Source organism: Alkalihalobacillus sp. MEB130 (genome assembly GCF_032335535.1).
In the GTDB taxonomy this organism is placed as follows: Bacteria; Bacillota; Bacilli; order Bacillales; family Bacillaceae_D; genus Halalkalibacter.
The window spans coordinates 237,874-254,061 of record NZ_JAOANA010000003.1 but is presented as its reverse complement, the minus strand read 5'-3'; the positions used below and the strand labels follow the sequence as shown (position 1 = coordinate 254,061).

The window sequence follows — 16,188 nt, the reverse complement described above, 5'->3', positions numbered from 1 at the left end:
AATAACAGTCCTTTTGGCAAGCCTATCTTTAACAACAGTCCGATTGTCCGAGTAACGTAAACCCGCCCTGCTTTTTATTATCGATATAGTCAAGCGTAAGCTCAGTCGTTTCTTTTTCAATCGTTTTATCAATTGCTACTTTAATTCCTTGAATCGTATTTACGATATCGTCACTTGCTGGCTCATCCAGAGACAGTCCTATTTTTGGACTACCTCAGCCCATGCCCGCGAAATAGAGCCTAATTCCCTTGGCTTTTTGCTGCTTAAGTGTTGTTTTCAAACGTCTCGCAGCTAATTCTGTTATTTGCATTCTACATCCCTCACTTTGTTAATTGTTTTACATGTTCATATCCCTTAGCAAGTTCTAATTGCCACGGGATAACAGCGACTTGGCTTGACCTCTCGGCGGCGACAAGCTTGATCCATTTTATTTCAGACTGAGCGCGAACGTTTAAGATTGCATCTGTCGTGTGCGTTGCCGCAAAACTTTGGTTAACAACCCACCAACTTGGTGTTATCTCTGCTCGAACTAAATCCTCTTGCAAACGAGTAGCTTCATGAACTGGGGTTGCCTCGGGAAGTGTCACAATTACAACATCTGTTTCTTCTTTATTTCTCAACCTTGGTAACAACTTTATAACAGATTCCGGCACTTCACCACTCGCTCTTTCTAACTCTTTATGATACGACTGAGCTGCGTCTAGTAGCAATAATGTATGACCCGTAGGCGCTGTATCAATGACAACAAAAGATCCGTTAGCTTGGTCTACAACATTAGCAAACGCACGAAAGACTGCGATTTCTTCCGAACATGGCGAATTCAGATCTTCTTCTAAAAAGGCCAGTCCATTTTCATCGACGGTTTCTTTCGCCTTTGTAAGCACTTCTTCTTTATAAGCTTCCACTTCAGCTTTAGGGTCGATTTTACTGACAATCAAGTTACCTACCACTTCTTTTCCAAGCACGTAAGATAAATGTGCAGCTGGGTCTGTCGTTGTTAAGTGTACAGAATGACCACGTTCAGCTAGTCCAACAGCAATTGCTGCAGCCACTGTTGTCTTACCAACTCCTCCTTTTCCCATCGTCATGACAACACCTTGCTGTTTCATGCCAATTTGTTCGATCACATCTTTTAATGCAGATGATCGTGTTAAGTTAGCTTCATTTTCTTGTTTCTGTGCAAGTGGCTCATCATTCAATAACGTACGCAACGCCGCGGTCCCTGTTATTTGATAAGGTACATAAGGAAGTTCATAAGTTGCTAATTCGGCTAGTTTCTTCGGGATGTTCTTTAACGCTTTCAATTGACGTTTATAAAAGGCTGTAGAAACAGCATCTCCCTCTACATATTGTTGTAGCTTTCCATTGATTAACAGCACTTGATTCGTTAATCCTATCTCTTTTAACTCGTCTGCTGCTCGACTTGCCTCTTGGAGAGCTGATTCGTCTGGTCTTGAAACTAAAACAAGTGTGGTTAACTCGGGATTAGACAACGCTTTTACCGCTTGGGTGTATAGCTCTTTCTTTTCGCCGAGTCCTGAAAGTGGACCAAGGCATGAAGCCCCATGCGTGCTATCTTCAAGAAAAGATGACCAAGCGGTAGGAAGCTGAAGTAAGCGAAGTGTATGGCCTGTTGGAGCTGTGTCAAAAATAATATGGTCGTATTCATTTGTTCGCTCCGGATTTGTTAAAATCGATGCAAATTCATCAAATGCCGCGATTTCAACCGTACAAGCTCCAGACAATTGTTCTTCCATTTGAGCGATAACAGGAGCAGGAAGCTTGTCACGATAAGGGCCAACAACTTTATTGCGATACGCAGCAGCAGCTTCTTCGGGATCTAGATTAATAGCATGTAACCTAGGGACATTTGGAATTGAAGTCGCACCATACCCTATTTCCACTTCAAACACATCTTGCAAATTAGAAGCAGGATCTGTGCTAACAATTAAGACGTTCTTCCCTTCGTCAGCTAAAGCAACCGCCGTAGCACAAGCAGTCGAAGTTTTTCCAACTCCTCCTTTTCCAGTAAAAAACAAATAAGAAGTTATGGTGTCCGAAGTTGGTAGAAATCGTCTGCTCATAGTAATTCAATTCCTTTAGGTTTCGTTTTTTTCTTAGTTAGCTCGCTAACAAAAATACCTGCCCACTTTGCAAATTCCTCATTTGTTGGATAACGACCTTCTAACTTCACTTCTCCATTAACCAAGATTGCCGGTAGAGCTTCTGTTCCTTTTGTATTTAAAAGTTCTTGCACTTTTGCTTCATCAATAAAGGCTTGTGGTTCAGACCCTAGATTAAAGCGTTTAATATCGATATCCTTCTTTTCTAATAAAAAAATAGCTGTAGCTACACGAGTTAATTCTGGGTCCACACTTGGACCACAAACCCCCGTTGCACAACACATCGCTGGATCATACACTCTTATCACTGACATCGCAAACCCTCCTTTAGTATAGTAAAGAGGGGTCTGACCCCCCCCTCTGTTTTTTTATTTTCCTGTTTCTCCGAATGTTTGGATGCGGTCACCAATTTCATCACGGACGCGTTGGAAAAATGCCCATTTTTCTTCCTCTGTCCCTTCTGCTTTCGCTGGGTCATCAAATCCCCAGTGAACTCGGTCTTTATTTGGTGGGGTAGCAGGACATACATCGTTTGCGTGTCCACATAATGTCACGACCAAATCCGCTTTTTTCAAGATGTCCGGATCAATTGTATCTGATGTTTGACTAGAAATATCAACACCTGCTTCTGCCATTGCTTTCACCGCATTTGGATTCACACCATGTGCTTCAATTCCTGCCGAATAAACGTCGTATTTATCTCCAAGAGATTTTTTGCCCCACCCTTCTGCCATCTGGCTACGGCATGAGTTTCCTGTACATAAGAAATAGATAATTGGTTTTGACATCATAAATAGCTCCTTTAATATTTGATTTAATTTGATATATAGAAATCCAGCAAGAAAGTTTGCCTGAATTTATAAAATGATAACTAACCATAAGTAAAGACCGACAAGGGTAATGAATAACGTAGGAACCGTTAAAATAATTCCGACCTTAAAATAATAGCCCCATGAAATCTTCATTCCTTTTTGAGCAAGAACATGAAGCCACAACAATGTGGCAAGCGACCCAATTGGAGTGATTTTCGGACCTAAATCTGATCCGATGATATTAGCATAAATGAGCGCCTCTCTCATCACACCAGTCGTATTCGTTTCCGCTATCGCTAACGCATTTATCATGACAGTCGGCATGTTATTCATAATCGAGGACAAGATTGCTGCAATAAAGCCCATCGCAATCGTTCCAGCAAACAAACCTTGTTCTGCTGACCTTTCAATGACAATAGCTAAAAGATCTGTTAATCCAACATTACGTAAGCCATACACAACAACATACATTCCGATCGAGAAAACAACGATCGCCCATGGTGCGCTCTTAATAATACCGGCAGAACTTAAAGCTGGATTCTTCGCACTAATCGTACGGAAGATCCAATAGAAAATAATCGCAATAGGCATCGCCACAAAAGAAACCGGTAAATGGATAAATTCACTCACAAAATAGCCAATTAGAAGGAAAGCTAATATATACCATGAAATCTTGAATAATTTCGGATCTTTAATAGCTTCTACTGGCTTTTTCAGTTCGTTCATATCATAATTTTTTGGTATATCTTTTCGGAAATATAAATAGAGAACAAGTATACTAGCTCCTAATGCAAAGAAGTTTGGTACGATCATTCGTGAAGCATACTCAACAAATCCGATTCCAAAAAAGTCAGCCGATACAATGTTCACTAAATTACTTACGAGTAATGGCAATGACGTTGTATCAGCAATAAATCCACTTGCCATAATAAAAGGCAAGATCATCGCTTCTTTAAAGCGAAGCGCGCGAACCATCGCTAAAACAATAGGGGTTAAAATAAGAGCAGCTCCATCATTAGCAAAGAGCGCTGCCACAACCGCGCCAAGAAGCGATACATAAAGGAACATTTTCACGCCGTTTCCTTTTGCAAATCGGGCCATATGCAAGGCTGACCACTCAAAGAAACCAATCTCATCCAAGATTAACGAAATAATTATAATGGCTACAAATGTTAACGTAGCATTCCACACTATTCCTGTTACCGTCACCACATCGCCAAAATCTACAACACCAACAATCAATGCTAATATAGCACCAATCGATGCTGACCAGCCAATCGAAAGTCCTTTCGGCTGCCAAATGACAAGAACGAGGGTAAACAAGAAAATGAGAGATGCTAAAACAACAGATGTCATAGTCTCCACTCCTTATTCTTTCTATATTTAGTCACAACAACTGACACGCAAACCACGTTTTTCAAGCTCGATTAAGCGCGCCTTCTGACTCGGAATGTGCTGTAGTAAGCTATCTACTAATGTAAAAGTTTCATGATTTTTGTTCATACGATAGAAGATCCATTGGCCTTTTCTCTTCTCTTCCACAAGTCCAATATCTTTTAACTTACGAAGATGTTGGCTTATTGATGGTTGGCTCATTTGAAACAATTCAACAAACTCACAAACACAGCATTCATCTTCAGATAGCATCGCCATCATGGTTAAACGTGTTTTGTCTCCAAGAAGTTTTAACACTTTGGCCGCTGTATCTACTTCAACAGTAGAAATCGTCTTACTCATTTCCATCATTCCTTTCTTCCACTTGACCTATTATATAATTATATACTTATATACGCAATTGATTTTATGTAAAGAAAAAGTAAAGGATAAGTAAAGGTGACTTACCTTTACTTATCCTCTTTAGAGTCTCTATTTAATTTACGACATATTCGTCAAAGAACTGATTGTACTCTTGTTCTGGAGCTAAGCCTACAATCCGTTGCACTTCTACGCCGTTTTCAAAATGGATGACAGTAGGAGTAGAATCTATGTTATAAGCATCCCAGCCTTCTTCAAATTCAAGAACGTTATATTGAACAAGATCAATCCCTTTTTCATCGGTCAATTGTACAAGTGTTGGTGTCGCTTCTTTACAAAACGCACACTTAGGACTATAGAAATAAACCGTTGCTGTTTCTTCATTCGCCATTTTCTCTGCTAATTCAGATGGCAAAATGACATTTTGATAGTTAGGATCATCAAGCAACTCGATCGTAGCAGGATCTAAGCGGTCTTTTTCAAAGGGATTGCCAGCAGCTTTTTGAGAAGAATTTATATTAGATACAACAATTAAAGCAACAAATATTAAGACAACGATGCTACCGAATAAGATGACTTTTTTCATTTTGTTGTCTCCTCCTTTGATAATTTAAGAATAAGTAAACTACAAATAAAAATAATCGTAAAAGCAGTGAAAGCAAGAAATGGGATTGTTACAAATCCAAACCAGTTAATATACTGACCTGTACACGGAACGCGTCCACATGCAGGTGCATTCTGACTAAAAAATGCTAATTTTTGTATAGCATAATGATAGCTTGATAGACTAATGCCGATAAACGATAAGACTGCAGAATAAAGGGCCACACTTGCATCTTTTTTTAGAATTCCAATAATAAAAATAATAACAAGTGGATACATAACAATTCGCTGATACCAACATAGCGTACAAGGCTCGTACATTCGAATTTGAGAAAAATACAAGGAACCGAGCGTAGCAACAAGTGACGTCACCCATGCGAAGATCGTAACATTCTCTATTTTTTTATTCATGGCTATCCTCTTTTTCTTCATACTCAATTTCAGATTTATTATACAGACATTCTACTATTAATGCTACTATCAAACATTGACAAAGCAAAGAATTCCAAACAAAAACACCACACCTGTTGGAGTGATGTCCGCTACATATTTAGTAAGAGTCCCGTAAAGGCAAGAGTGACGTCTCCTGAGTATTGTTCCTGTACTTCATTTACTAACTGACTGTGGTTCCCGTAATGCGGAAGATGACTTAAAACAAGTTTCTTCGATTTTGAAATGTTTGCTAGCTTGCCCACATCCTCACTTGTCATATGTCCATATTGAGCACTTTGATCACCTTTATATCCACTACACTCCGCCACTAATAGATCAGCTTCTGCTGCAAATTCTGCAAGTTCCGGAAAGTAACTAGAATCAGCTGTATAAACAAATGTTTTTCCTTTGCTTTCTATTTTCATCGCATAACATGGTACTGGGTGTTTGGTTTTAAAAAACGTAAAAAGAAAAGGACCGATTTGTAACGATTTGTGATCATCATAGGCTTTCGCCTTAATAACACCTTTATATTCAAGCTTAGAAAACGCTTGTTCATCATCTTGATGCCCATAAATGGTCGCCTCTTTCATATTTGTGCCCATCCCTTTATTAATGAGCCTTGCATATTGATATGCACCAATATCAGCTTGATGATCGTGATGATAATGAGATAAAACAACAGCGTCTAGGTCTGTAATTGAACAATATGCTTGCAGAGATGATAACACACCACTTCCACAATCAAGTAATATTTTATAGTCCTCTTCTTCTAGTAAATATCCGGACGTAGCCTCTCCACTTTCAGGGTATCCATGCCAATACCCAACGACTGTTAGCTTCACTTATCCTCACTTCCCCAGTTAGAATGTTGTGATGCTTCTTCAATTCGTTCACGTTCCATTAATATCGCTAGCTCTGTCATTAGCTTCTTTTGTTCATCTTCTGTTTTCGCATCTGATGCACACTCTTGTAATCGCTTTAGTTTTTGTTGTTCTTTGTTTTTATCCACGACTAACACCTTTCTTATTTTTCATCATATCTATCGCTGTACCTATTAAGGTCAAGAAAGGGAGCCTTTGCTCCCTCATTGATCACGCTCTATCCCTTATTCATTATACACACATTGCCCGTTTATAAACGTCTTTTCCACAACCGCTTGTGCCGTAAACGGATGATCACTCCAAATGACGATGTCTGCATCTTTTCCGTCTTCTAAACTACCTACTTGATTTTCTATGCCTAAATGCTCAGCAGCTCGAATTGTAATCGCTCGTAATGCCGCTTCCTCTGATAAACCAAACTTTACAGCAGTGATCGCTGATGTAATAAGATGATCAATTGTGACTACCGGATGATCGGTCGTAATTGAAAAAGGAATTCCGTGCTTTTCAAGTTCTACAAGAGTGTGCCACCCTTTGTTATTTAATTCTTGTTTTGTTCTAGATGTCATAGTAGGTCCAACCGACACACGAACGTTGTGCTTCGCTATATAGGATGTGATCAGATGACCTTCTGTGCAATGCTCAATTGTAGCTTCTATTTCAAATTCCTTTATGAGACGAAGCAATGTCGCAATATCATCTGCTCTATGGGCGTGAGCACGTAACGGAATTTCTTTTTTAAGCACCTTCACAAGTTGCTCTAGACCAAGATCTCGATTTCTTGCTTCGCCTGCTTCTATCGTTTTTTTATAATCTTGTGCTTTCATAAACTGTTGACGAAATAACGACGCCACTCCCATTCGAGTAACAGGCAATTTTCCTTTTCCTCCATGTACTTTTTTGGGATTTTCTCCGAATGCCGCTTTCATACCTGAAGGAGATTGAACGATCATTTCATCCACAACCGTTCCGACTGTTTTAACGATAGACATTTCTCCTCCTATGACATTTGCGCTTCCTGGCATAATTTGTACCGTCGTGACTCCTGACATTCGAGCATCTTCAAATCCCCTATCAAAAGGATTGATCCCGTCAATGGCGCGAATATACGGAGTTGCCGCATCCGTCGTTTCATTAAAATCATGCCCTGCTTGACCAAGTCCCTCTGAGAATACACCTAAGTGAGTATGAACATCTATCAAACCTGGTGTTATGTATTTTCCACTTACATCGATAATTTCAGCTTCAGCAGGTATCGTCAAGTCTGTTCCTATCCCAATGATTTTGCTTTGATTAATCAAAACCGTACCTGATTTAATTTCTTCCCCTGTTCCTATTAAAATGGTTCCGTTTACAAATGCCTTCATATTATCTATTCACCTCTTTTATTTCGTAAATCGAATTAATCACTATCTCTACTATACTCTGTTTTGCTGTTCATGAATAGAGAGGCACGGAAACAAAAAAAAGATCCCCCATAGCCAAAGCTATGAGAGAACTCTTTTATTATGCAGGATATACGCTCACTTGTTTGCGGTCACGACCAACGCGCTCGTATTTCACAACGCCGTCTACTTTCGCAAATAGTGTATCGTCTCCACCTTTACCAACGTTCACACCAGGATATACGCGTGTTCCGCGTTGGCGTACTAGGATTGAACCACCTGTTACAGCTTGACCGTCAGCACGCTTAGCGCCTAAACGCTTAGACTGAGAGTCACGTCCGTTCTTTGTACTACCTACCCCTTTTTTCGATGCGAAAAATTGAAGGTTCATTTTTAACATGGAATTCACCTCCCGAGTGTTTCGTTAACTTGAATATTATCGCTGTATTCTTCAGCAATCGACTGAAGGGATACGATCATCCCTTCAAGAAGAAGTTGTACTTTCTCAAATGTCACCTTTTCCAAACCGTTTGGAACATGACAGCGGAGAAATCCACCTTCGTCCTCCATTTCAATGTCAAGCTCAACACCGCACACGGCAGCAATCGCATTGACAGCTCCAAAAGAGACTGCTGAAGCTCCAGCACAAACGAGATCCTGACCATGCGGACCAAAGTCTGCATGTCCACTCATCGTAAAAGAGACAATGTTACGTTTGTCGTTACGTGTAACCTCAACCGTTATCATAGACTTAAGCGTTAATCTTCTCGATTACCACTTTCGTGTAAGGTTGACGGTGACCTTGCTTACGACGGTAGTTTTTCTTAGCTTTCATTTTCCAAACGATGATTTTCTTTGCACGACCGTTCTTCTCAACTTTAGCCGTAACTGTTGCGCCCTCTACGTAAGGAGCACCAACTTTCACCTCATCGCCACCTACGAATAAAACGTTATCGAAGCTAACTGTTTCACCAGCTTCTGCGTCTAATTTTTCGATGTAAACTTCTTGGCCTTCTTGAACCTTTACTTGCTTACCACCAGTTTCAATAATTGCGTACATACTTGCACCTCCTCATATACTCAGACTCGCCATCCCAGGTAGGCAAAAACCTTTTAGAACCTGTTCTGTGCGGTTATAGTTGTTTGGGTGCGACCAAATAACTAACAAACGAAATTGTAGCATATTTTCTTGAATTATGTCAATGTGTTTTTATTTGCTTTTAATCTTTCTAACTGAGCAACCGCTTCGTCCAAACTTCCAATGTAACGACACGCAAACTTCTCTTCTTGTAGTCGCTTATTAGGAAACGCTAAAATACGAAACCCAAGAGCATCTTCTAATCGTTTTAGATGTTCTCCTTTTTGTCCAAATAGAACAGTTGACACGTTCGCTGGAAGTTCAAGAACAATGGCTTCCTCCGCCATTCCGCGATGTTCCCAAAGTTGACGCTCAATTTTAAAAGCTTGAGCTTCATCAGAGAGGACCACTCCTTTTCCCGCACAGGTTGGACATGACTTAGATAGACTCGCCTGCAAATTTTGTCTTACCTTTTTTCGAGTCATTTCTAATAAACCAAGTCCTGTTATCCCAAGGACATTTGTCTTCGTTCGATCATGTCGTAATGCTTTTTCAAAAACATGTTGGACATGGTGTCTGTCTTCCTCTCTCTTCATATCGATAAAGTCAATAACAATAATTCCTGAGATATCACGAAGACGGAGCTGCCTAGCAATTTCTTTTGCTGCTTCACTATTTGTTTTACGGACTGTATCGTGAAGGTCTGTCTTTCCTGTAAATTTCCCCGTATTCACGTCAATGACCGTTAACGCTTCCGTTTGATCGATCATTAAGTAGGCACCATTTTTTAGCCAAATCTGTCTACGTAAGGCACGCTCAAGCTCCTTTTCAATTCCATACGCAGAAAAAATATTCTCCTTCTCACGGTACAGCGAAAGCGATTTTTGAAGTTTCGGGAACGGTTCAAGCAATTCTTTTAAAAGCTTGTACTCATCGATTCGATCAACGACAAGCTCATCGATGTCTGTAAATGAAAAGTCGCGCACCATTCGTTCAAGTAAGCCTGAATCTTGATGGATCAGTGCTGGCGCTTTCTTTTCTTTTCCTTCCTTCCAAAGCTCTTTCCACAATTTGCGTAGAAAATGAAACTCTTGCGTAATGACTTCTGCAGATTTCCTTTCACAAGACGTACGAATAATGACTCCTTCTTTATCTTCCGTAATATCTTCTCCTATATCACGCCAGCGTTCACGCTCTGCTTCGCTCGAAAATCGGCGGGATACCCCTACATAATCGCCTTCTGGCATGTACACAAGAAATTGTCCTGGAAACGAAACGACCCCTGTTAAACGAGGTCCTTTTGATCCAAATCCTTCTTTCGTTACTTGGACTAATAACTCTTCTCCTTGTTTAACAAACTCCGAAATGCTGCGCTTTTTTTTCTGTTCTTCATCTTCTTGTGATAAATGAAAAGACAACAAATCATCACGATACAAAAACCCATTTTTGTCACGACCGATATCTACGAAAGCTGCCTGCATTCCTGGTAAGACGTTGACTACCCTTCCTCTATACACATTGTTAACGATCCTATTCTCAAGTGTGCGCTCAACCATTAGTTCAACGACACGGTCATTCTCGACAACAGCCGCTCGCCGTTCTCTTGTTGCCATATTAAAATATAGTTTCTTCAATGAGAAATGCCCCTTTAATTCACTTTTCTCCATTGTACCAGTTTCAAATCGAAAAGTCGTGAACCTATGTAGGGCACACGACTTTTCAACTACGTTTTTATATCGTTAACAAGTTGAGAAAGAGGTTCATTCGGCTTGTTAGTTGTAAAATGAATATCTAGCAAATCTTTTTCTTCTATCTCATGCGCTCTCCCTGTTTGTGTATGAAACACTTTATACAAGTGATACTGCCCTCTCTTCAGTCGTTTCATTGCCTCTTTGAGCGGGATTGTATCTCGAACTGCTATGACTAATATTTCTTTTGTTTTTTCCATTTTTGCTGAACGGCGTGCCATCAGAAAACGCATGAATCGATAATGTCGCTGTTTCCATTCCAAGTAATTGGTAAGGAGAAGGAATGAGATGACAACCCATAAATTCAAATGATAAGGAAACCAAATAAGACTAATGAAAATCAGAACAAGTAAAACAAAAAAGGATGTCCAACGTGATACTGTAAGCGCCTGTACATATGGGAACTGGTACGTACACCAAAGTTGCACAAGGCGTCCCCCATCTAAAGGCAGAATAGGAATTAAATTAAAAAGGAGAATCATTGTGTTATGCCACAGAAAAAGATGGTGATCCGTGCTAGTCCAAAATGGAAACTGAACTAAATAGTACGACAGAAGCATCATCCAAATATGTTGAATCGGACCTGCGATAATAACAATCAGCTCTTCATGAAAAGGCCGGTTCCCGACATCTTCCACTTCGGCCACTCCGCCAAATGGCAACAGTTCAATTTTATTAATTCGCCATTTGAAAAAGTGAGCTGCCATTGCATGACCCATTTCATGAATAAACACAATGAAAAAAATCATTAACACTTCTCTAAAGTAGCCAGTAAAGACACCAATTCCGAGGACGAACCAAAATAATGGATTAACTTTAATCTTTGCTACTAGCTTTCTCATATTACTCAAACGAAATAACTTCGCTAGGGTTAATATATGTTTCGCCGTCCTTTAGCGCAAAGTAGAAAATCCCTTTTTGTGCTTCTTCATTGGTGGAAACTGTTCCAACTTTATATCCAGCTTCAATATGATCATAAATATTTACTTCCACTTGATTAAGCATTCCATAAACCGCTTCTGTTCCATCATAATGCTTTACCGTTACGGTTTTCCCAAGATTCCCTCCTTCTTCATCAGCCCCTACCCTACTTACTTGTCCTCCTTTTACTGCCTCAATTTCTGCATTCATGCCGGTCTCAATGAGTATCCCTCTGCCATCTTTATCAAAGTCTTGACTGATCGTTCCTGAAGCTGGGACAGCATACACCATTTCGACTTGCTCATTTGGATTGCCTTGAGCCATATCCTGATTAGCTGGCAAAAGTGCTAAAGGGCGCCCAAACTGATTTTCATACCAGTTTGCAATAGCCGCAAATTGAATTTCCTGTTCATAGGTTTGCTGAACAAACTGCTTTGCCCCTTCTGCTTGAGGCACCGTCGACTGAAACAAAATAGCTGTCATTAGAAAAATACAAACCGCAGCCATTAAACGAAACAGAAAAAAATCTCCTTTAGGAGTACTAATTTTAGGCCCTTTTTCATGTGGAGAAGGTGGAATATAAAAATCTGGTTCTTCTCTAGCGTCCTCATGACGATTCATGAGCATCGGCACAGTCCGCTCACGCTGTTTCACATTATGATCGATTTGACGTCGTCTATTTTCTAATTTTCTACGTACCTTATTTAGATCCTTGGACATATGCTCCCCCATCCTTTTTCTCACTAGTTTAGTTAACTATATGACTTGTCCGGGTTCGATATGACATAATAGAGATAAATACAAAAGGACGCCCTTTCCTTTTGTATTTATCTCTATTCACTGCGCGGAGCCGCCGTTATGGTTTTAGCTTTTTGAGCGGGTTTCTCAAAATGCGTACGGCGAGTGGAGCCAGTGACACTAGGTAACCACTACATAAGGCCTTATTAAAACTATTTCAATATGAACAAACAAACGAGAGGAGCCTGAAAATGAAAAAAAGAAAACTTGGAAGCTCTGATTTATTTGTAAGTGAAATAAGTCTTGGTTGCATGAACATTGGTACAGAAATGAGCCAAGCTGAAAAAATTGTGGAAACAGCGTTAGATAACGGCATTAATTATTTAGATACGGCTGATTTGTACTATCAAGGGCTTAATGAGGAACTAATTGGCGAAATCGTAAAAAGGAAACGTAATGATATCATTCTTGCCACGAAAGCAGGCAATCGATTTGAACAAGGAAAAGATGGCTGGAGCTGGGACCCTTCAAAAAAACATATTATGACTGCCGTCAAAGATAGTTTACGAAGACTACAAACAGACTATATCGACTTGTATCAACTACACGGAGGAACGATCGAAGACAACATTGATGAAACCATTGACGCGTTTGAGCAATTAAAAAAGGAAGGAGTCATTCGCTATTACGGAATTTCCTCTATTCGTCCAAATGTCATTCGGGAATATGTAAAGCGTTCTTCTATTGTTAGTATTATGATGCAATATAGTTTGTTGGACCGTAGACCTGAGGAATGGTTTGCTTTCTTAGAAGAAAATGAAGTAAGTGTAGTCGCTAGAGGACCTGTGGCAAAAGGACTACTGACGAACCGCAAACTAGAAACAATGTCTCCAACGATAAAAGAAAAAGGTTATTTGAACTACTCATACGAAGAACTCGTTTCCTTCCGTGCTCGTGTTGAACAAGAGGTACTTCAGGGACGCCCACTCCAAGCGTTTGCCTTGCAGTATTGTCTACACTCTCCCGTGGTTGCTTCCGTTGTAGCAGGAGCAAGCAGCGCTGAACAGGTACAGGAAAACATTCAATCTGTCGAATCGACGACCATTACAACAGACGAAATTGCTTGGTTAAAGCAGGCGACGAAGCAAGATGTATACGAACAACACCGTCAGTAGACACAGCATCGATTTACAGCACTAAAGAGGGGTCTGACCCCATTCCCTTATAAGAAAGACTATTTTGAGATCTCAAAATAGTCTTTCTTACATACATTCGCTATACGCGAACTTTATCCATAAGTATTTCTTTCATAACAGATCCGAGTTCAGGAAGAATGATTCGATTCATAGCTAGTTTAATCGCTCCTGTTGGTCGAGGCATTGAGAAGATTGCCTTCCCGTCACGTACACCTGCAATTGCACGACTTAAAATCGCAGCTGTACCGATTTCTTCTTGAAAGCTTAAATGGCGAAATAATTCTCCAAAACCTGGCATCTCTTTGTCTAAACTATCTCTAACAGCTTCATGCGTCGTATCATGAAGGGCAATTCCTGTTCCACCGGTAATTAAAATTGCATCAACATCTGCTCGAATAGCAGCAATTTTAATCCAATGTTGAATTAAGCTATACTCTGCATTCACAATCTGGTATTCCGTTACGCAGTGACCTTCTTTTTCTAACATTGATCTGATTAGTGCTCCACTCTCATCATCTTCATATGAACATGAATCTGTAACCGTTAACACCATACAACGAACGCTCTTTGTAGTTTCTTCCAAATGTTCTTCCATCATCGTCATGTATTTTGGCCTCCTATTTTTTAAAAACCACATTCTCGAGAATAATCATAACATAGCCCTCTTCCTTATTTGCCGATCTTTGCCAAATAATTGGTACGGTGCTCAGAAAGTGAATGAACAGAAGCGTTACGAAACTCACCGCCTCTAACGCAAGTTACACAAAGATAATCAAGTCTAAAGACAAAATATGAATGTTTCATTTATAAGTTTCCAGAGCCGTGTACTTGAGCATAACTAGACAAAAAAAGAGCAAGTGCCTCATACAAGACACCTTGCCCTTACATCATCAAAATTATCGTACACTAAATAACTTTTTAATTTTGGCAAACATCCCTTTTTGCTCATCAAGTGCCATAAGAGGGACGGTTTCGCCAAGAATTCGTCGTGCAATATTGCGATAAGCAATCGACGCTTTGCTCGTTGTATGAAGTGCAATAGGTTCACCTTTGTTTGAGTGCTTAATGACTTCCTCATCATCAACTACGATGCCTAGAAGGTCAATCGCTAAAATGGAAGCAATTTCGTCAACATCTAACATGTCTCCATTTTTCATCATGTGCCCACGGATCCGATTGACAATCAGCCTTGGAGCTTCAACATCCTCTTGTTCTAACAGCCCGATGATTCGGTCTGCATCACGAACCGCAGACACTTCAGGTGTAGTAACAACAATGGCACGATCAGCTCCTGCCACCGCATTTTTAAAGCCTTGCTCTATACCAGCAGGGCAATCAATTAGAACATAATCATACTCTTGCTTTAATTCATCGACAATCACTTTCATTTGTTCAGGTTCAACAGATGTTTTATCTTTCGTTTGTGCAGCAGGTAATAAGTACAAGCAATCAAAACGCTTGTCCTTAATTAACGCTTGTTTTAACTTACAACGACCTTCTATTACATCAACGAGATCATATATAATTCTATTTTCAAGACCCATGACAACATCAAGATTGCGGAGTCCGATGTCTGTATCCACTAAGCAAATTTTCTTCCCCGAAAGCGCAAGGGCAGTGCCGATATTAGCTGACGTTGTTGTTTTTCCAACGCCACCCTTTCCACTTGTAATGACGATTGCCTCTCCCACGTTGATGACCCCTTTCTATAAAAACGTTATTCCAACGTACATAACCTCTAATTGGTTAGAATGATAACTTATACAAGAAGCTGTGCTTCATTTTTTGCAAGATTCGGATGAGTTTGAACAAGTTGTTGCACTCGTCCAACTTGAAATGATTTTTCTTTATCTAAAAACGCACTAGCCATCATCTGTTCCATTCTCTCCTCTGCTTCAAATTGCTTAATCTCACCCGCAATTCGTAGTTGAGAAGGAGCCAGAAGAGAGGCAGATATAACTGCTTTCTCATTGCCTTCAAAGCCAGCATGTGCAATTCCTCGTAGAGCTCCCATAACATAAATGTTTCCTTTGGCCATCAGTGTGCCACCAGGGTTAACATCCCCAATTAATAATACATCTCCGTTCACACGGAGTACCTGGCCAGAACGAACAATACGCATTAATGTAACCGTTTGGGATTCTTGACGCAATTTCTCTGATTCTTCCTTTGATAGAACACGAGATTCAAAGTGTTGAACAGCTAAATTACGCCCTTCCGTAATCACACTTTCCAGCTCAGCCTGCTGATGTTCTTGAAGAAAGCGATAACCGATATCGACTTTTACAAGAACATCAGGACCCTCTGCTTGTTGATAATGCTTTGATGATAATTTTTCGATTAATTCTTCTAATAAACTCTCATAAGAACAGCTATCATCTAGTAAGAAGATTAGCCCTTCTTTTGTACCTTTTATCGTAACATTTTGCTTCTTTTGAACCATAGTTGTGTCCACCTCAGCCTCACTCACCTTCGTTGCTACCCTCTAGTACGTTCACTTAACCCGAGTAAAA

The 16,188-nt window shown here is 40.1% G+C and carries 20 protein-coding genes and 1 other annotated feature; of the genes, 1 reads left to right on the top strand and 19 read right to left on the bottom strand.

All coding sequences use genetic code 11. From position 1 onward, the window contains the following. Window positions 1-320 precede the first annotated feature (320 nt). The 16 genes from arsA to N0O92_RS04740 form a co-directional block, all read right to left on the bottom strand. Window positions 321-2,084, bottom strand: a complete 1,764-nt coding sequence (arsA, locus tag N0O92_RS04815; RefSeq protein ID WP_315613514.1) for an arsenical pump-driving ATPase — start codon at window positions 2,082-2,084, stop codon at window positions 321-323. Next, on the bottom strand, window positions 2,081-2,437 hold the full coding sequence (arsD, locus tag N0O92_RS04810) for an arsenite efflux transporter metallochaperone ArsD (RefSeq protein WP_315613513.1): 357 nt from the start codon (window positions 2,435-2,437) through the stop codon (window positions 2,081-2,083). The genes arsA and arsD overlap by 4 nt, the downstream gene beginning before the upstream one ends. A 54-nt stretch (window positions 2,438-2,491) precedes the next feature. After that, window positions 2,492-2,911: an arsenate reductase (thioredoxin) gene (gene arsC / locus N0O92_RS04805; RefSeq protein ID WP_315613512.1), complete on the bottom strand. Its 420-nt coding sequence runs from the start codon at window positions 2,909-2,911 to the stop codon at window positions 2,492-2,494. A gap of 69 nt (window positions 2,912-2,980) precedes the next feature. Further along, window positions 2,981-4,291, bottom strand: a complete 1,311-nt coding sequence (locus N0O92_RS04800) for an arsenic transporter (RefSeq protein ID WP_315613511.1) — start codon at window positions 4,289-4,291, stop codon at window positions 2,981-2,983. Window positions 4,292-4,318: 27 nt separating this feature from the next. Beyond that, entirely contained in the window at window positions 4,319-4,672 is a 354-nt protein-coding gene (locus N0O92_RS04795; protein WP_315613510.1) for an ArsR/SmtB family transcription factor, read from the bottom strand. A gap of 133 nt (window positions 4,673-4,805) precedes the next feature. Next, window positions 4,806-5,276: a thioredoxin family protein gene (locus N0O92_RS04790; RefSeq protein WP_315613509.1), complete on the bottom strand. Its 471-nt coding sequence runs from the start codon at window positions 5,274-5,276 to the stop codon at window positions 4,806-4,808. Next, window positions 5,273-5,704, bottom strand: a complete 432-nt coding sequence (locus N0O92_RS04785) for a disulfide oxidoreductase (protein WP_315613508.1) — start codon at window positions 5,702-5,704, stop codon at window positions 5,273-5,275. The genes N0O92_RS04790 and N0O92_RS04785 overlap by 4 nt, the downstream gene beginning before the upstream one ends. A 131-nt stretch (window positions 5,705-5,835) precedes the next feature. Beyond that, on the bottom strand, window positions 5,836-6,570 hold the full coding sequence (locus N0O92_RS04780; RefSeq protein ID WP_315613507.1) for an MBL fold metallo-hydrolase: 735 nt from the start codon (window positions 6,568-6,570) through the stop codon (window positions 5,836-5,838). After that, a complete protein-coding gene (locus tag N0O92_RS04775; RefSeq protein ID WP_315613506.1) occupies window positions 6,567-6,737 on the bottom strand; it encodes a hypothetical protein in 171 nt (56 codons plus the stop codon). The genes N0O92_RS04780 and N0O92_RS04775 overlap by 4 nt, the downstream gene beginning before the upstream one ends. A gap of 96 nt (window positions 6,738-6,833) precedes the next feature. Beyond that, window positions 6,834-7,976: an amidohydrolase gene (locus tag N0O92_RS04770; RefSeq protein ID WP_315613505.1), complete on the bottom strand. Its 1,143-nt coding sequence runs from the start codon at window positions 7,974-7,976 to the stop codon at window positions 6,834-6,836. A gap of 139 nt (window positions 7,977-8,115) precedes the next feature. Further along, window positions 8,116-8,394 carry a 50S ribosomal protein L27 gene (rpmA, locus tag N0O92_RS04765; RefSeq protein WP_315613504.1) on the bottom strand — a complete coding sequence of 93 codons (279 nt, stop codon included), beginning with the start codon at window positions 8,392-8,394 and terminating at the stop codon, window positions 8,116-8,118. Window positions 8,395-8,399: 5 nt separating this feature from the next. Next, a complete protein-coding gene (locus tag N0O92_RS04760) occupies window positions 8,400-8,741 on the bottom strand; it encodes a ribosomal-processing cysteine protease Prp (RefSeq protein WP_315613503.1) in 342 nt (113 codons plus the stop codon). A 4-nt stretch (window positions 8,742-8,745) separates the two neighbouring features. Further along, complete coding sequence (gene rplU / locus N0O92_RS04755; RefSeq protein WP_315613502.1) at window positions 8,746-9,054, bottom strand: 50S ribosomal protein L21; 309 nt, start codon at window positions 9,052-9,054, stop codon at window positions 8,746-8,748. 12 nt (window positions 9,055-9,066) lie between these two features. Further along, window positions 9,067-9,139 (bottom strand) — a sequence feature (ribosomal protein L21 leader region). A gap of 49 nt (window positions 9,140-9,188) precedes the next feature. Then, window positions 9,189-10,706: an Rne/Rng family ribonuclease gene (locus N0O92_RS04750; RefSeq protein WP_315613501.1), complete on the bottom strand. Its 1,518-nt coding sequence runs from the start codon at window positions 10,704-10,706 to the stop codon at window positions 9,189-9,191. Between the two features lie 89 nt (window positions 10,707-10,795). Then, entirely contained in the window at window positions 10,796-11,662 is an 867-nt protein-coding gene (locus N0O92_RS04745) for a M50 family metallopeptidase (protein ID WP_315613623.1), read from the bottom strand. Window position 11,663: 1 nt separating this feature from the next. Next, window positions 11,664-12,461, bottom strand: a complete 798-nt coding sequence (locus tag N0O92_RS04740; protein ID WP_315613500.1) for a peptidoglycan DD-metalloendopeptidase family protein — start codon at window positions 12,459-12,461, stop codon at window positions 11,664-11,666. Window positions 12,462-12,730: 269 nt separating this feature from the next. Here N0O92_RS04740 and N0O92_RS04735 point away from each other — a divergent pair, with 269 nt between their 5' ends. Beyond that, the gene (locus N0O92_RS04735) at window positions 12,731-13,654 is read left to right on the top strand and encodes an aldo/keto reductase (RefSeq protein ID WP_315613499.1); all 924 of its coding nucleotides are present in this window, start codon (window positions 12,731-12,733) and stop codon (window positions 13,652-13,654) included. A gap of 100 nt (window positions 13,655-13,754) precedes the next feature. On the opposite strand, the gene N0O92_RS04730 is transcribed toward N0O92_RS04735, so the two are convergent. From N0O92_RS04730 to minC, 3 genes are all read right to left on the bottom strand, one after another. Continuing rightward, window positions 13,755-14,279: a MogA/MoaB family molybdenum cofactor biosynthesis protein gene (locus N0O92_RS04730; protein ID WP_315613498.1), complete on the bottom strand. Its 525-nt coding sequence runs from the start codon at window positions 14,277-14,279 to the stop codon at window positions 13,755-13,757. Window positions 14,280-14,571: 292 nt separating this feature from the next. Continuing rightward, the gene (gene minD / locus N0O92_RS04725; protein ID WP_315613497.1) at window positions 14,572-15,366 is read right to left on the bottom strand and encodes a septum site-determining protein MinD; all 795 of its coding nucleotides are present in this window, start codon (window positions 15,364-15,366) and stop codon (window positions 14,572-14,574) included. A gap of 68 nt (window positions 15,367-15,434) precedes the next feature. Beyond that, on the bottom strand, window positions 15,435-16,118 hold the full coding sequence (minC, locus tag N0O92_RS04720; protein WP_315613496.1) for a septum site-determining protein MinC: 684 nt from the start codon (window positions 16,116-16,118) through the stop codon (window positions 15,435-15,437). Between the last annotated feature and the right edge of the window lie 70 nt (window positions 16,119-16,188).

Bases quoted from the DNA above. Each gene is read 5' to 3' on its own strand.
- arsA (WP_315613514.1), bottom strand. From the start codon at position 2,084: ATGAGCAGACGATTTCTACCAACTTCGGACACCATAACTTCTTATTTG.
- arsD (WP_315613513.1), bottom strand. From the start codon at position 2,437: ATGTCAGTGATAAGAGTGTATGATCCAGCGATGTGTTGTGCAACGGGG.
- arsC (WP_315613512.1), bottom strand. From the start codon at position 2,911: ATGTCAAAACCAATTATCTATTTCTTATGTACAGGAAACTCATGCCGT.
- N0O92_RS04800 (WP_315613511.1), bottom strand. From the start codon at position 4,291: ATGACATCTGTTGTTTTAGCATCTCTCATTTTCTTGTTTACCCTCGTT.
- N0O92_RS04795 (WP_315613510.1), bottom strand. From the start codon at position 4,672: ATGAGTAAGACGATTTCTACTGTTGAAGTAGATACAGCGGCCAAAGTG.
- N0O92_RS04790 (WP_315613509.1), bottom strand. From the start codon at position 5,276: ATGAAAAAAGTCATCTTATTCGGTAGCATCGTTGTCTTAATATTTGTT.
- N0O92_RS04785 (WP_315613508.1), bottom strand. From the start codon at position 5,704: ATGAATAAAAAAATAGAGAATGTTACGATCTTCGCATGGGTGACGTCA.
- N0O92_RS04770 (WP_315613505.1), bottom strand. From the start codon at position 7,976: ATGAAGGCATTTGTAAACGGAACCATTTTAATAGGAACAGGGGAAGAA.
- rpmA (WP_315613504.1), bottom strand. From the start codon at position 8,394: ATGTTAAAAATGAACCTTCAATTTTTCGCATCGAAAAAAGGGGTAGGT.
- N0O92_RS04760 (WP_315613503.1), bottom strand. From the start codon at position 8,741: ATGATAACGGTTGAGGTTACACGTAACGACAAACGTAACATTGTCTCT.
- rplU (WP_315613502.1), bottom strand. From the start codon at position 9,054: ATGTACGCAATTATTGAAACTGGTGGTAAGCAAGTAAAGGTTCAAGAA.
- N0O92_RS04745 (WP_315613623.1), bottom strand. From the start codon at position 11,662: ATGAGAAAGCTAGTAGCAAAGATTAAAGTTAATCCATTATTTTGGTTC.
- N0O92_RS04740 (WP_315613500.1), bottom strand. From the start codon at position 12,461: ATGTCCAAGGATCTAAATAAGGTACGTAGAAAATTAGAAAATAGACGA.
- N0O92_RS04735 (WP_315613499.1), top strand. From the start codon at position 12,731: ATGAAAAAAAGAAAACTTGGAAGCTCTGATTTATTTGTAAGTGAAATA.
- N0O92_RS04730 (WP_315613498.1), bottom strand. From the start codon at position 14,279: ATGACGATGATGGAAGAACATTTGGAAGAAACTACAAAGAGCGTTCGT.
- minC (WP_315613496.1), bottom strand. From the start codon at position 16,118: ATGGTTCAAAAGAAGCAAAATGTTACGATAAAAGGTACAAAAGAAGGG.